Origin of the sequence: Bradyrhizobium cytisi (genome assembly GCF_008123515.1) — a bacterium.
Lineage (GTDB): Bacteria > Pseudomonadota > Alphaproteobacteria > Rhizobiales > Xanthobacteraceae > Bradyrhizobium > Bradyrhizobium cytisi.
The window spans coordinates 16,407-29,192 of the sequence record NZ_VSSR01000069.1; the positions used below are offsets into that span (position 1 = coordinate 16,407).

General features: G+C 65.3%; 9 protein-coding genes. 5 read left to right on the top strand and 4 right to left on the bottom strand.

The features are described from left to right. Nucleotides 1–3: 3 nt before the first annotated feature. Together FXB38_RS33655 and cysG are read right to left on the bottom strand one after the other, a co-directional pair. Complete coding sequence (locus FXB38_RS33655; RefSeq protein WP_148755248.1) at nucleotides 4–321, bottom strand: DUF2849 domain-containing protein; 318 nt, start codon at nucleotides 319–321, stop codon at nucleotides 4–6. Next, nucleotides 318–1,742: a siroheme synthase CysG gene (gene cysG / locus FXB38_RS33660; RefSeq protein ID WP_148755249.1), complete on the bottom strand. Its 1,425-nt coding sequence runs from the start codon at nucleotides 1,740–1,742 to the stop codon at nucleotides 318–320. The genes FXB38_RS33655 and cysG overlap by 4 nt, the downstream gene beginning before the upstream one ends. A 236-nt stretch (nucleotides 1,743–1,978) precedes the next feature. On the opposite strand from cysG, the gene cysD reads away from it, so the two are divergent. From cysD to FXB38_RS33675, 3 genes are all read left to right on the top strand, one after another. Next, the gene (gene cysD, locus FXB38_RS33665) at nucleotides 1,979–2,773 is read left to right on the top strand and encodes a sulfate adenylyltransferase subunit CysD (protein WP_148755250.1); all 795 of its coding nucleotides are present in this window, start codon (nucleotides 1,979–1,981) and stop codon (nucleotides 2,771–2,773) included. 18 nt (nucleotides 2,774–2,791) lie between these two features. Next, entirely contained in the window at nucleotides 2,792–4,729 is a 1,938-nt protein-coding gene (gene cysC / locus FXB38_RS33670; RefSeq protein WP_148755251.1) for an adenylyl-sulfate kinase, read from the top strand. Between the two features lie 295 nt (nucleotides 4,730–5,024). Continuing rightward, nucleotides 5,025–7,190 (top strand): malate synthase G, encoded by a 2,166-nt coding sequence (locus FXB38_RS33675; RefSeq protein ID WP_148755252.1) that lies wholly within the window; start codon nucleotides 5,025–5,027, stop codon nucleotides 7,188–7,190. 84 nt (nucleotides 7,191–7,274) lie between these two features. Here FXB38_RS33675 and FXB38_RS33680 read toward each other — a convergent pair whose 3' ends face one another. Further along, nucleotides 7,275–7,430 carry a Thivi_2564 family membrane protein gene (locus FXB38_RS33680; RefSeq protein WP_148755253.1) on the bottom strand — a complete coding sequence of 52 codons (156 nt, stop codon included), beginning with the start codon at nucleotides 7,428–7,430 and terminating at the stop codon, nucleotides 7,275–7,277. 270 nt (nucleotides 7,431–7,700) lie between these two features. On the opposite strand from FXB38_RS33680, the gene FXB38_RS33685 reads away from it, so the two are divergent. Continuing rightward, the gene (locus tag FXB38_RS33685; protein WP_187435323.1) at nucleotides 7,701–9,794 is read left to right on the top strand and encodes a methyl-accepting chemotaxis protein; all 2,094 of its coding nucleotides are present in this window, start codon (nucleotides 7,701–7,703) and stop codon (nucleotides 9,792–9,794) included. A gap of 221 nt (nucleotides 9,795–10,015) precedes the next feature. Then, a complete protein-coding gene (locus FXB38_RS33690; protein ID WP_148755254.1) occupies nucleotides 10,016–12,109 on the top strand; it encodes a methyl-accepting chemotaxis protein in 2,094 nt (697 codons plus the stop codon). A gap of 14 nt (nucleotides 12,110–12,123) precedes the next feature. On the opposite strand, the gene FXB38_RS33695 is transcribed toward FXB38_RS33690, so the two are convergent. Continuing rightward, on the bottom strand, nucleotides 12,124–12,774 hold the full coding sequence (locus tag FXB38_RS33695) for a DUF2865 domain-containing protein (RefSeq protein WP_148755255.1): 651 nt from the start codon (nucleotides 12,772–12,774) through the stop codon (nucleotides 12,124–12,126). Nucleotides 12,775–12,786: the final 12 nt, after the last annotated feature.

The window sequence follows — 12,786 nt, forward strand, 5'->3', positions numbered from 1 at the left end:
GCCTTAAACCTGGGCCGGCTGTCCGATGGTCACACCGGTGCGGCGGATCTGTTCGCGCAGATTGCCGGGTTCGATCTTGCCATCCGCTCCGACCTGCACCGGGGCGATATAGGGACCGATCGCGCCGACGTCATCGGCGACCGACTCCGCAAGCAACGCTTTCGCCTCGTCCGAGTTGCGCACGATCGCGGCTTCCGACAGGTCCGCGGACCAGCTCTTGGCGGCGGTGCGATACACCACGATGCCATCCCAGGTGCGGTTGGCGGTTACGACCGAGGGGCCGGCGATTTTGATCTTCTTCTGTTCAAGCGGGGAGGTCATTCGGCTGCATCCAGTAGGTCAGAGATGATTTGGTTGGGTGTTTGACGGCGAAGCGAACCGGCATGCCGGACCACGTCGCCGATGATGAGAATGGCGGGACCGCCATTGGTCTGCCGCACGAGCTCGGGCAGGTCGCGCAATGTGCCGATCGCGCTTTGCGCATCCGGCCGCGTGACGCGGGCGAACACGCCGACCGGCGTCTCCGGCGAGCGGCCGGCGGCGAACAAACCAGCGCGAACGGCCGGCGCAGCGGTCATGCCCATGTAGACCACAACAGTCATTTTGGTGTCCGTCAGCGTCGACCAGTCCACCGTCTCTGCGTCGCGCGCCTTATGCGCGGTGAGGAAGGTGATGCGGGTCGCTTCGTGACGGTAAGTGAGCGGCACCTCGAAATCAGCGGCGCCGCCGAGGCCTGCGGTGATGCCGGGAATGATCGAATAAGCAATGCCGGCGGCGCGCAGCGCTTCCACCTCTTCGCCGCCGCGGCCGAACACGAAGGGATCGCCACCCTTCAGCCGCACCACGCGCTGGCCAGCTTGCGCGGCCTCGATCATGCGCCTGTTGATGGCGTCCTGGCCGATGCCGGGCTTGCCGACACGACGGCCAACGGCAATGCGCGCGGTGTCGCGACGGATGCGGTCAAGAATTTCGGGCGAGACCAACTCGTCATGGAAGACGATGTCAGCATCCTGCAGCGCGCGCAGCGCCTTGATGGTGAGGAGATCGGGATCGCCGGGGCCGGCGCCAACCAGCGCCACCGAGCCGTCCGGCTTGTCGGCGCGCGCGAACGCGGACGGATCGGAAATCTGCTTGAGTGCTGCGTCAGCCTCGTCCTTGCGGCCGGCCAACACGGCGGCGCCGATCGGACCGTCGACGACGCGCTCCCAGAAGCGGCGGCGCAGCGGAAACTCGGCGATACGTTCGTTGATGGATTTGCGGAAGCCGCCGATGAACTCGGCGAGCGCGCCGATGCGCGCGGGCAGCAGCGCCTCGATCTTCTCCCGCACGCGCCGCGCCACCACCGGCGAGGTGCCGCCGGTTCCGACCGCGACCACGACATCGCCGCGATCGACGATTGCCGGGAAGATGAAGCTGGAATGTTCGAGATCGTCCATGACGTTGACGGGCAGGCCAAGCGACTTCGCCCGCGCCGACATCGCCACGCCGACATCGCCCGCGCCTGCGCAGACGATGGCAATGACACCGGCGAGATCGGCGGTGAGCGGATCGCCCGTCGCGATCTCGATACGCGCCGCGTCATCGGAGCTCAGACCCAGGTCCTGATTGCCGTCGATCGCATGCACGCGGATGCGCGCACCGGCAGCGGCGAGCACGCGCAGTTTTGCGCGCAAAAGCTCGCCCGCGCCGATGAGGACCACCGGACCGGCCTTGAGATCGAGGAACACCGGCAAGAACCGCATGCGATACTCGCTTCCCCCACATCCGGGGTTGACTGGAATTATTTTCTATATATGTGTCGTTTCGGACGCGCAAAGAGAAAATTTTTTCTTCTCTTCTGCAGCGCAACTATAGAAAATTCGCCTCCAAACGCAAAGTGGCAGAGATGCATCTTCTCAGGACCGATTCTGGTGCAGATGGACGGGACCTCCGCGCCCCGGCTTCCGAGCAAATTCCCGTCGCGCTGACCGCCCCCAGCATGGACCATCTCGACCAGCTGGAAGCCCAGAGCATCTACATCTTCCGCGAGGCCTTTGCCCGCCTGAAGAAGATCGCCCTGCTGTGGTCGCTCGGCAAGGACTCCAACGTCATGATCTGGCTGGCGCGGAAAGCCTTCTTCGGCCGCCTGCCGTTCCCGGCCCTTCACGTCGACACCGGCAAGAAGTTTCCGGAGATGTATCGCTTCCGCGATCACTACGGGAAGCAGTGGGAGCTCGACCTGCGCGTCGAGCCCTGCCCGCCCATCGATGCCGTCGACCCAACGCTGCCGCCGGCCGCCCGTTCCGCCGCGCGCAAGACCGAAGGCCTCAAGATGGCGCTGGCGAAATACGGCTTCGACGGCCTGATCGCCGGCATCCGCCGTGACGAGGAAGCGACGCGCGCCAAGGAGCGCGTGTTCTCGCCGCGCGGCCTCGAAGGCAATTGGGACGTGCGCGACCAGCCGCCGGAGTTCTGGGATCATTTCAACGCATCGCCGCCGCAAGGCGCGCATTTGCGCATCCACCCGATCCTGCATTGGACCGAGGCCGACATCTGGGCCTATACCAAGCGCGAGAACATCCCGATCATCCCGCTCTATCTTTCGCACAATGGCAAGCGCTATCGCTCGCTGGGTGATCAGGACATCACCAATCCGGTCGCATCGAGCGCGTCGAACATCGACGAGATCCTGGCCGAGCTCGAGCAGACCAAGGTGCCGGAGCGCGCGGGCCGTGCGCTCGACCACGAGACCGAGGACGCTTTCGAGCGCCTGCGCGTCGCCGGCTATCTCTGATCAAGGACGCGCAGTCGTATGAACATGATCGTCACTCCCGCTTCGCCCGCCACGCCGAACGACACCAGTTCGATGCCGAATGGCACGACGCGACCGCAGGTCCGCATCGTCATCGTCGGCCATGTCGACCACGGCAAGTCGACGCTGGTCGGCCGCCTCCTGCACGAAACCGGCAGCCTGCCCGACGGCAAGCTCGAGATGCTCAAAGCCGTCAGCGCGCGGCGCGGCATGCCGTTCGAATGGTCGTTCCTGCTCGACGCGCTGCAGACCGAGCGCGACCAGGGCATCACCATCGATACCACGCAGATCCGCTTCCGCACCAATTCGCGCGACATCGTGCTGATCGACGCGCCCGGCCATGCCGAATTCCTGCGCAACATGATCACCGGCGCCTCGCAGGCCGACGGCGCGGTGCTGATCATCGACGCGCTCGAAGGCGTGCGCGACCAGACCCGCCGTCACGGCTATCTGCTGCATCTGCTCGGCGTGAAGCAGGTCGCGGTCGTCGTCAACAAGATGGACCGCGTCGATTTCTCCGCCGACCGCTTCAAGGAGATCAGCGAGGAGATCTCCGCGCATCTCAACGGCCTCGGCGTGACGCCGGCCGCGATCATCCCGATTTCCGCGCGCGACGGCGACGGCGTTGCCGAGCGCACCGACCGCATCGGCTGGTACAAGGGGCCGACCGTGGTCGAGGCGCTCGATGGACTCGAGCCGGCGCGGCCGCTCGAAGCGCTGGCGCTGCGCCTGCCGGTACAGGCGATCTACAAGTTCGACGACCGCCGCATCGTCGCGGGCCGCATCGAATCCGGCAGCTTGATTGCCGGCGACGAGATCGTGATCATGCCGGCCGGCAAGATCGCCAGGATCAAGACGGTCGAGAGCTGGCCGGTGACCCCGATCGCGGGACGGCAAGGCGCCGGCCGCTCGGTCGGCATCACGCTCGACCGCGAATTGTTCATCGAGCGCGGCGACATCATCGCGCATACGGACACCGCCCCGCGCGAGACGCGGCGGCTGCGCGCGCGCATTTTCTGGCTGCACGACAAGCCACTCGCCAAGGGCGATCAGCTCCTGGTCCGCTGCGGGCCGAAGGAGAGCCGCGCCACCGTCGTCGCCATCGAGAAGGCGGTCGATCCTGGCGAGCTCTCGAGCATCGAGAACAAGGCGATCGGCCGCAACCATGTCGGCGAGATCGACATCTCCCTGTCCAATCCGATCGCAACCGATCCCTACACCGAGAATCCGCGCACCGGCCGTCTCGTGATCGAGGTCTCTGGGCGCATCGCCGGCGGCGGCCTGGTGCTGTCGGTCGATGCCGGCCAGCGCGCCGTGCCGGTCGATATCGTGCCGGTGGAATCGGCGCTGCGGCCCGACGAGCGCTCGGCGCGCTATCAGCACAACGGTGCCGTGGTCTGGCTCACGGGTCTGCCGGCCTCCGGCAAGTCGACGCTGGCGAAGGCGCTGGAGCGGCGTCTCTTCACCAATGGCGGCTCGCCGATCCTGCTCGACGGCGACACGCTGCGGGCCGGGCTCAATGGCGATCTCGGCTTCTCCGCAGCCGATCGCAGCGAGAATATCCGCAGGCTCGCCGAGGTCGCAACCCATCTCGCCCGCAACGGCCACATCGCCATCGTCGCCGCCGTCTCACCGGCCCGCGAGGACCGCGCCACCGCACGTCGCATCGCTGACGCCGCGTTTCGCGAGATCCATGTCGCGACACCGGCCGAAATCTGCGAGGAGCGCGATCCCAAGGGCCATTACAAGAAGGCCCGCGCCGGCGCCCTTGCCTCTTTCACGGGCATCGGCAACGACTACGAGCGGCCCGAGGCCGCCGAGCTCGTGATCGACACGTCGACGCGGACGGTTGCTGACGCGGCCGACGAGATCGAGCAGATGCTGAAGACCACCGGCGTGCTGTTCGACGAAGTCGTGGACCTCGCTGCGAATATTTGAGCTGATCGCATTTCCGCACCTGTCGTCGCCCGGCTTGACCGGGCGCCCAGTATTCCAGAGACAGCGTTGGGATACGGAAAAGCTGCGGCGTACTGGATTGCCCGCCTTCGCGGGGAATGACGGCGGCGCGCGGAGCAGCCGCCACCTCTCCTTGACATTTTGACAGACGTCGGGGGTCTTCTCACCGCCCCGATTTTGGGGCTAATAGGTCCCGAAAGCCGCCCCACGCGGGCGCATTTTGCTGCTGTCGGGTCAAAGCAGCCAAAAACAGCCATTTCCAACAAGAAAGACCATCATGAAACGCGTTGACGCCCACGGATTGAAGATCGCCCCCGTCCTTTTCGACTTCATTGCCAAGGAAGCCGCCCCGAAAACGGGGATCGCGCCGGATGCGTTCTGGGCCGGGGTGGCCGCCATCATCAAGGAGCTGGGGCCGAAGAACCGGTCGCTGCTCGCCTTCCGTGACGCGCTGCAGGCCAAGATCGACGACTGGCACCGCGCCAACAAGGGCAAGGCGTTCGACCTCGGCGCCTACACCGCCTTCCTGAAAGAGATCGGCTATCTCGTCCCCGAGCCCGCGACGCAGAAGGTCGAGACCGCTGATGTCGACGAGGAGATCGGCAAGATCTGCGGCCCGCAGCTGGTCGTGCCGCTGACCAACGCGCGCTACGCGCTGAACGCGGCGAATGCGCGCTGGGGCTCGCTCTATGACGCCTTCTACGGCACCGACGCGATCCCGCACGATCCGTCCGAGAGCGGCAAGGGTTACAACAAGGCACGCGGCGACAAGGTGATCGCCAAGGCCAAGGCGTTCCTCGACGCCGCCGTGCCGCTGGCGACCAGCAGCCACACCGACGTCACCGCCTATAGCGTCGTCGCAGGCCAGCTCGCGGTGAAGCTGAAGAGCGGCAACGCCACCGCGCTGAAGAACGCCGCGCAGTTCGCCGGCTTCCAGGGCGATGCGGCCGCGCCGAGCGCGGTGCTGCTCGCCAACAACGGCCTGCATGTCGAGGTCAAGGTCGATCGCAACAGCATGATCGGCAAGGACGATCCGGCCGGCGTCGCCGACATGATCATGGAATCGGCCGTGTCGACCATTCTCGACATGGAGGACTCGGTCGCCGCGGTCGACGCCGAGGACAAGGTACTGATCTATCGCAACACGCTCGGCCTGATGAACGGCACGCTGTCGGCGGACTTCGAAAAAGGCGGCAAGACGCTGACGCGCTCACTCAACGCCGACCGCTCCTACAAGACGCCGGACGGCAAGAGCGAGGTCAAGCTGCACGGCCGCAGCCTGCTGCTGATGCGCAATTGCGGTCACCACATGTTCACTGATGCGGTGCTGGACGAGACCGGCGAGGAAGTCCCGGAAGGCCTGCTCGATGCCGCGGTCTCCGGACTTCTTGCCATTCATGACTTGAAAGGCAACTCCAAGGTCAAGAACAGCCGCACGGGATCTGCCTATATCGTCAAGCCGAAGATGCACGGCCCGGACGAGGTCTCGTTCACGTGCGAGATCTTCGACCGCGTCGAGACGATGCTGGGCCTGCCGGAGAACACGCTCAAGGTCGGCATCATGGACGAGGAGCGGCGCACCACCGTCAACCTCAAGGCCTGCATCCAGCGCGCCTCCAAGCGCATCATGTTCATCAACACCGGCTTCCTCGACCGCACCGGCGACGAGATCCATACCTCGATGGAAGCGGGTCCGATGATCCGCAAGAACGAGATGAAGGCGCAGGCCTGGATCAAGGCCTATGAGGACTGGAACGTCGACATGGGCCTGACCTGTGGCCTGCCCGGCCATGCCCAGATCGGCAAGGGCATGTGGGCCGCACCCGACAAAATGGCGGACATGCTTGTGCAGAAGCTGACGCATCCGCAGGCCGGCGCCACCACTGCGTGGGTGCCCTCCCCGACCGCGGCAACGCTGCACGCGCTGCACTATCACCAGGTCGACGTCACGGCACGCCAGCAGGAGCTGACCAAGGGCGGTCCGCGCGCAAAACTCTCGGACATCCTCACCATTCCGGTGTCGAAGTCGAACTGGGCGCCCGACGACGTCAAGCAGGAGATCGACAACAATTGCCAGGGCATTCTCGGCTACGTCGTGCGCTGGATCGACCAGGGCGTCGGCTGCTCCAAGGTGCCTGACATCCACGATGTCGGCCTGATGGAAGACCGCGCCACCTTGCGCATCTCCAGCCAGCATCTCGCCAATTGGCTGCACCAGGGCGTCATCACCGAGGCCCAGGTGATGGAGTCGCTCAAGCGCATGGCCGTCGTCGTCGACAAGCAGAACGCGGGCGACGCGATCTACAAGCCGATGGCGCCCGCCTTCGACGGCGTCGCCTTCAAGGCGGCTAGCGACCTCATCTTTAAGGGCCGCGAGCAGCCGAACGGCTACACCGAATACATCCTCACCGCGCGCCGCCGCGAGGCCAAGGCGCTTGGCTAGGAAGGCGACGGGCTGACAAGGCCGCTCGAACATCAAAAGCCCCGGCTGACGCCGGGGCTTTTTTGTTGGAGATCGGAAGCCCCGCTAAAACACCGTCAGATATTTCAGCAGCGACACGATGCCGATGATGATGACGACGACGCGTGCGATCTGCTTGGCGCGGCCGTCCATCGGCAGCATGTTGATGAGATAAAGCACGAGAATGATGACGAGAAAGGTGACGAGCACGCCGACCAACATCGCAAGGCCCCCTTCAGGCAAATTGCCAACGAGCTCCTAACGCCTGTCTCGCGCGCCGGTTCCATCCACGCAACCCACTGCAACTTCTAGTAAATGCGTAATTCTACCGGCAGGCCGCCTGCCGAAAACTTTACCCTTTTCGTTTCAGATGCAGAAACCGTACGAGTTGCGTGCCGCGAACGGTATGTCATTGCCGATGCGTCCGCCCCCGTTCTCTCGATTTTGCCGGGGCGTCTTCGAACTTTGAAATGGGAATTTGGGGGGACTTCGATGCTCAATCGTCTGACCGTGTCCGCACTGTTGAAGACAGTGATCGCGATCACGTCGATCTGCGTGGTGATCGCACTTTCGCTCACCGCCTACGAGTCCTGGGACCGCCTCAAGACCGCCAGCCGCATCTCGGCGATCGCCGACGCCTCCGCCGACCTGTTCAAGGCGATGCACAACCTGCGCACCGACCGCTCGACCACGACGCGGCTCCTCAACGCGACCGAGCCGATGGATTCCGAGATCGAGAAATACCTGCGTGCGCTGCGCGACGCGCAGATGCCGGCGATGGCACGCGCGCTCGAGCTGCTGCCGAGCATGGACTTCCCGCGGTCCGGCACGCTGGTGCCGGAGCTCGCGCGCCTTAACAAATTGCTGATCGAGGAGCAGAAGCAATTCTGGGAGGACGTCACCAGGTCCAAGGATCAGCGCCGCGCGGGCTTGCCAAAGGAATACATGGAGACGACGCAGGGCCTGCTCGACGTGCTCGATAATCTCGGGAACACACTGGCCGCCACCGTCAACCACCAGGATGCCGAGATCGACCAGCTGCTGTCGATCAAGCAGAACGCCTGGTTGCTACGCAACACCGCGGGCCAAGCTTCGCTGATCGTCTCGATCGGCCTTAACGCCGGCAAAATCTCGCCCGAGAGCCGCTATGCCTATACCCAATATGTCGGCGGCACGAGCGCGATGTGGAAGGCGCTGGAATTGTCGACCTCGGGCATGCAATTGCCGCAGGCGCTCGCCTCCGCCATGGCCGGCGCCAAGACCGCCTATTTCGAGCCGCAATATCTGACCCTGCGTGACCGCCTCGCGGACACGCTGGTCAAGGGCGAGAAGGCCGAGCTGACCGCCAACCAGTGGAGCCCGCTCACCGTCGGCCGCATGGCGAGCGCGGTCGCGGTGGCCGAAGCCGCCCTCGACGCCGCCAGGGCGCACACACTCGACCAGCGCGGCGCTGCGCAGCGCGCGCTGATCGTGCAGCTCGTGCTGCTCGCGCTTGCGATCGGCCTTGCCGTCGGCGCGATCATGCTGGTCAGCCGCCGCGTCATCAATCCGCTCAACACCATCCGTGACGCCATGCTCAAGCTCGCCGGCGGCGATCTCGCCGTCGACAGCGGCTATCTCGATCGCCAGGACGAGATCGGCGCCCTTGCCGGCGCGCTGGAAACCTTCAAGCAGCAGGCCACCGAAAAGCTCAAGATCGAGGAGCACGAGCGCGAGCGCAACGTCGGAGCCGCCGTGCGCCAGCGCGCACTGGAAGCCTATGTCGGAGAGTTCGAGGGCGCGGTGCGCAAGACGCTGGGTGAGCTGAACGATGCCTCGGGGCAGATGCGCAAGACCTCGGGCGATCTCTCCGCAGTCTCGCGCCAGACCAACGACCGAGTCCAGGTCGCCGGCAAGGCCTCCAACGATGCCTCCATGAGCGTCGACAGCGTCGCGGCGGCTGCGGAAGAGCTCTCGGCCTCGATCAACGACATCAGCCAGCAGGCGGCGCACGCTGCGGGCATCGCCAGCCGCGCCGTCACCCAGGCGCGCGAGACCGACGGCACCGTGCAGGGCCTGCAGAAGTCCGCAAGCCGCATCGGCGAGGTCGTCGGCCTGATCAACACCATCGCGCAGCAGACAAACCTGCTCGCGCTCAACGCCACCATCGAGGCCGCCCGCGCCGGCGAAGCCGGCCGCGGCTTTGCCGTCGTCGCCTCCGAGGTGAAATCGCTGGCGAGCCAGACGGCGAAGGCGACGGAAGAAATCTCCGAGCAGATCGCCGACATCCAGAAGGTCGCGGGCGACGCCATCAACGCGATCCAAACCATTGGCGGCATCATCGGCGAGGTCAACGAGGTCGCGACCGCGATTGCGGCCGCCGTGCAGGAGCAGGGCGCGGCGACCCAGGAGATCACGCGCAGCACCCAATATGCGGCGCAGGGCACCAAGAACGTCTCGGACAACATCACCGGCGTGAAAGCCGATGCCGATGCTGCAGCCGCGGCCGCGGACAATGTGAAGAGCGCCTCCGAGATGCTCGAAACCCAAAGCAGCCAGCTCGGCCACGAGGTCAGCGACTTCCTCGGCAAGATCCGCGCGGCATAGCGCACTCTCACCGTCGTCCTGGCTTCGCCAGGACGACACCCGAGATGCCTACGTAATTTTACGGCAGGCACACTGTCTAAGTTTTTACCCTTTTCAGGCCAAATGCGCTCCAAGCGCCGGCCTTGGGCAGGCGCGTCTGTTGCGCGCATCCCTCTGGTTTCGAAGTTCGTGGGGGTTGCCGTTCTGGGGCACGAACTTCGAAACGCGTACTGGAGTGTCCGATGCTCAATCGCTTGACCGTATCCACGCTGCTGAAGGCGGTGATCCTCTCCACCGCACTGATCATCGTCGCGGGCTTCTCGGTCAACGCATGGAGCTCGTGGACCCGGCTGCAGCAGGCCAACCGCATCGTTGCGGTCGCGGCAGCCTCGGCCGACGTGTTCAAGGCCATGGCCAACATCCGGGCCGATCGCTCGACCACCAACCGGCAATTGACCAGCGACATCAGGATCGATGCGGATATCGAAAAGTACATCCGCGGCATTCGTGACGAATTGATGCCGGCGCTTGCTCGCGCGATCGACATCCTGCCCTCGATCGATATTCCGCAGCGTGACGCGATCGTCGCCGATCTCACCCGACTCAACAGGGCGCTGCTGGCGCAACAGGCCGAGTTCTGGACTGAGGTCGCCAAGCCCAAAGCCTCGCGCCGCACGGCGTTCGCCACCGAGTATCTCGAGAGCGAGGACGGGCTGATGGCGATACTCGATAAGCTCTCCCCCGTGCTGGCGGCCAGCGTCAACCATCAGGATGCCACCATCGACCAGCTCCTGGCCATCAAGCAGATGGCCTGGCTGCTGCGTCAGAACGCCGGCGAATCGTCGCTCATCGTCGGCAACGCACTGAACAGCGGCAAGGTCACGCCCGAAACCCAGTCCGCCTTCACCAGGTTCGTCGGCGCCACCGATGCCGCCTGGAGCGCGATCGAGCTTGCCGCCACCGGCATGCAAATGCCCCAGGCGCTGTCCGCCGCCATGACCGAGACCAAGTCGGTCTATTTCGATCCGCACTATACCGGTACGCGTGACGGCATCATCGCGGCGATCGCCAAGGGCGAGAAGCCGGCGATGACGGCCAATCAGTGGAGCCCGTTCTCGGTTGGCCGTATGGCGATCGTGGTCAAGCTCGCCGACACCGCCCTGCAAGCCGCCAAGGATCACGCCGCCGTCCAACGCGCCGGCGCGCTGCAATCGCTGCTCGTCCAGCTGGCGCTTCTGATCGCCGCCATCGTCCTGACCGGCGCCGCGATGCTCGCCGTCAGCCGCCGCGTGATCACGCCGCTGCATCGGATCCGCGACGCCATGCTCAAGGTCGCCGGCGGCGATCTCGCCGTCGACAGCGGCTATCTCGATCGCCAGGACGAGATCGGCGCCCTTGCCGGCGCGCTGGAAACCTTCAAGCAGCAGGCGATCGACAAGCTCAAGATCGAGGAGCAGGAGCGCGAGCGCAATGCCGGCGCGGCCGCGCGCCAGCGCGCCATGGAGACCTATGTCGGCGAGTTCGAGGGCGTGGTGCGCAAGTCGCTCGGCGAATTGAGCGACGCCTCGGCCGAGATGCGCAAGACCTCGGGCGATCTCTCCGCCGTGTCGCGCCAGACCAACGAGCGCGTCGAGGTCGCCGGCAAGGCCTCCAACGACGCGTCCATGAGCGTCGACAGCGTCGCGGCCGCCGCCGAGGAGCTCTCGGCCTCGATCAACGATATCAGCCAGCAGGCCGCGCACGCCGCGGGCATTGCCAGCCGCGCCGTCAATCAAGCGCGCGAGACCGACGGCACCGTGCAGGGGCTGGCTCAATCCGCAGGCCGCATCGGCGAGGTCGTCGGCCTGATCAACACCATTGCGGCGCAGACCAATCTGCTCGCCCTCAACGCCACGATCGAGGCTGCGCGTGCCGGCGAAGCCGGGCGTGGTTTTGCGGTTGTCGCCTCCGAGGTGAAATCGCTGGCGAGCCAGACAGCGAAGGCGACCGAGGAGATTTCGGAGCAGATCGCCGACATCCAGAAGGTCGCGGGCGATGCCATCAACGCAATCCAGGCGATTGGCGGCATCATCGGCGAGGTCAACGAGGTCGCCACTGCGATTGCCGCCGCCGTGCAGGAGCAGGGCGCGGCGACGCAGGAGATCACCCGCAGCACGCAATATGCCGCGGAGGGCACCAAGAACGTGTCCGACAACATCACCGGCGTGAAGGCCGACGCCGACACCGCAGCCGGTGCCGCCGACAATGTCAAGCAGGCCTCACAGATGCTGGAGACCCAGAGCCGCCAGCTCGGCGATCAGGTCAGCGATTTCCTCGGCAAGATCCGGGCGGCGTAGGGGACTTCGCCGCCCTACTCCTTCGCCACCACCGGCACATGGCGGAATTTTGCGCGGATCGAGTCCGGCAATGGCGAGAAGTTCATCGCGACGCCGCGGCGATCGTTGGCGTTGCGGTTGGCGACGACGAGGCCGTCGCTCCCTGCAACGATATCGCCCTTGCGCAAGGTCGGATCGTCCTCGGCCTTGAGCGAAGCGAGACCGGCCGGGTCCTTGCCGTTGCAGGTACACCCGGACACGATCTCGTTGCGATAGCGGAAGGCGTTCGGCAGGTCGGAATAAGACTTGCCGCTGTCGGTCGTGGCGTCGTCGATATTGCTGCCATAGACCAGCGAGGTTTCTGACGCCGGGCAGAAGCTCTTGCAGGATTGCGCCTTGCTCTCGGCATCGCTGCCTTGCGCCGGGAAATAGCGCCCGTCGCAGCCGCGGACGCAATAGGCGGTGCCACCGCCATAGGACGCGCGCTGGCGCGGCGCGTCGTAGCGCGGCATTTCGTCATTGGGGAACGGCATCCGGATCTGTGGCGGCCGCGCTCCGAACGCACCGAACAGCGCCGAGAAGAAATCCTCCGCATGCGCGGAAGGCGCCAGCGCGAGGCCGAGGGAAGCGATCGTGACGAACGCGGCCCTTCCGCAAGCCAACGTGCTGATCGAACGTCTCATCATGTGACCTCACTC

Bases quoted from the DNA above. Each gene is read 5' to 3' on its own strand.
- cysC (WP_148755251.1), top strand. From the start codon at position 2,792: ATGAACATGATCGTCACTCCCGCTTCGCCCGCCACGCCGAACGACACC.
- FXB38_RS33675 (WP_148755252.1), top strand. From the start codon at position 5,025: ATGAAACGCGTTGACGCCCACGGATTGAAGATCGCCCCCGTCCTTTTC.
- FXB38_RS33685 (WP_187435323.1), top strand. From the start codon at position 7,701: ATGCTCAATCGTCTGACCGTGTCCGCACTGTTGAAGACAGTGATCGCG.
- FXB38_RS33680 (WP_148755253.1), bottom strand. From the start codon at position 7,430: ATGTTGGTCGGCGTGCTCGTCACCTTTCTCGTCATCATTCTCGTGCTT.
- FXB38_RS33655 (WP_148755248.1), bottom strand. From the start codon at position 321: ATGACCTCCCCGCTTGAACAGAAGAAGATCAAAATCGCCGGCCCCTCG.
- cysD (WP_148755250.1), top strand. From the start codon at position 1,979: ATGGACCATCTCGACCAGCTGGAAGCCCAGAGCATCTACATCTTCCGC.
- cysG (WP_148755249.1), bottom strand. From the start codon at position 1,742: ATGCGGTTCTTGCCGGTGTTCCTCGATCTCAAGGCCGGTCCGGTGGTC.
- FXB38_RS33690 (WP_148755254.1), top strand. From the start codon at position 10,016: ATGCTCAATCGCTTGACCGTATCCACGCTGCTGAAGGCGGTGATCCTC.
- FXB38_RS33695 (WP_148755255.1), bottom strand. From the start codon at position 12,774: ATGATGAGACGTTCGATCAGCACGTTGGCTTGCGGAAGGGCCGCGTTC.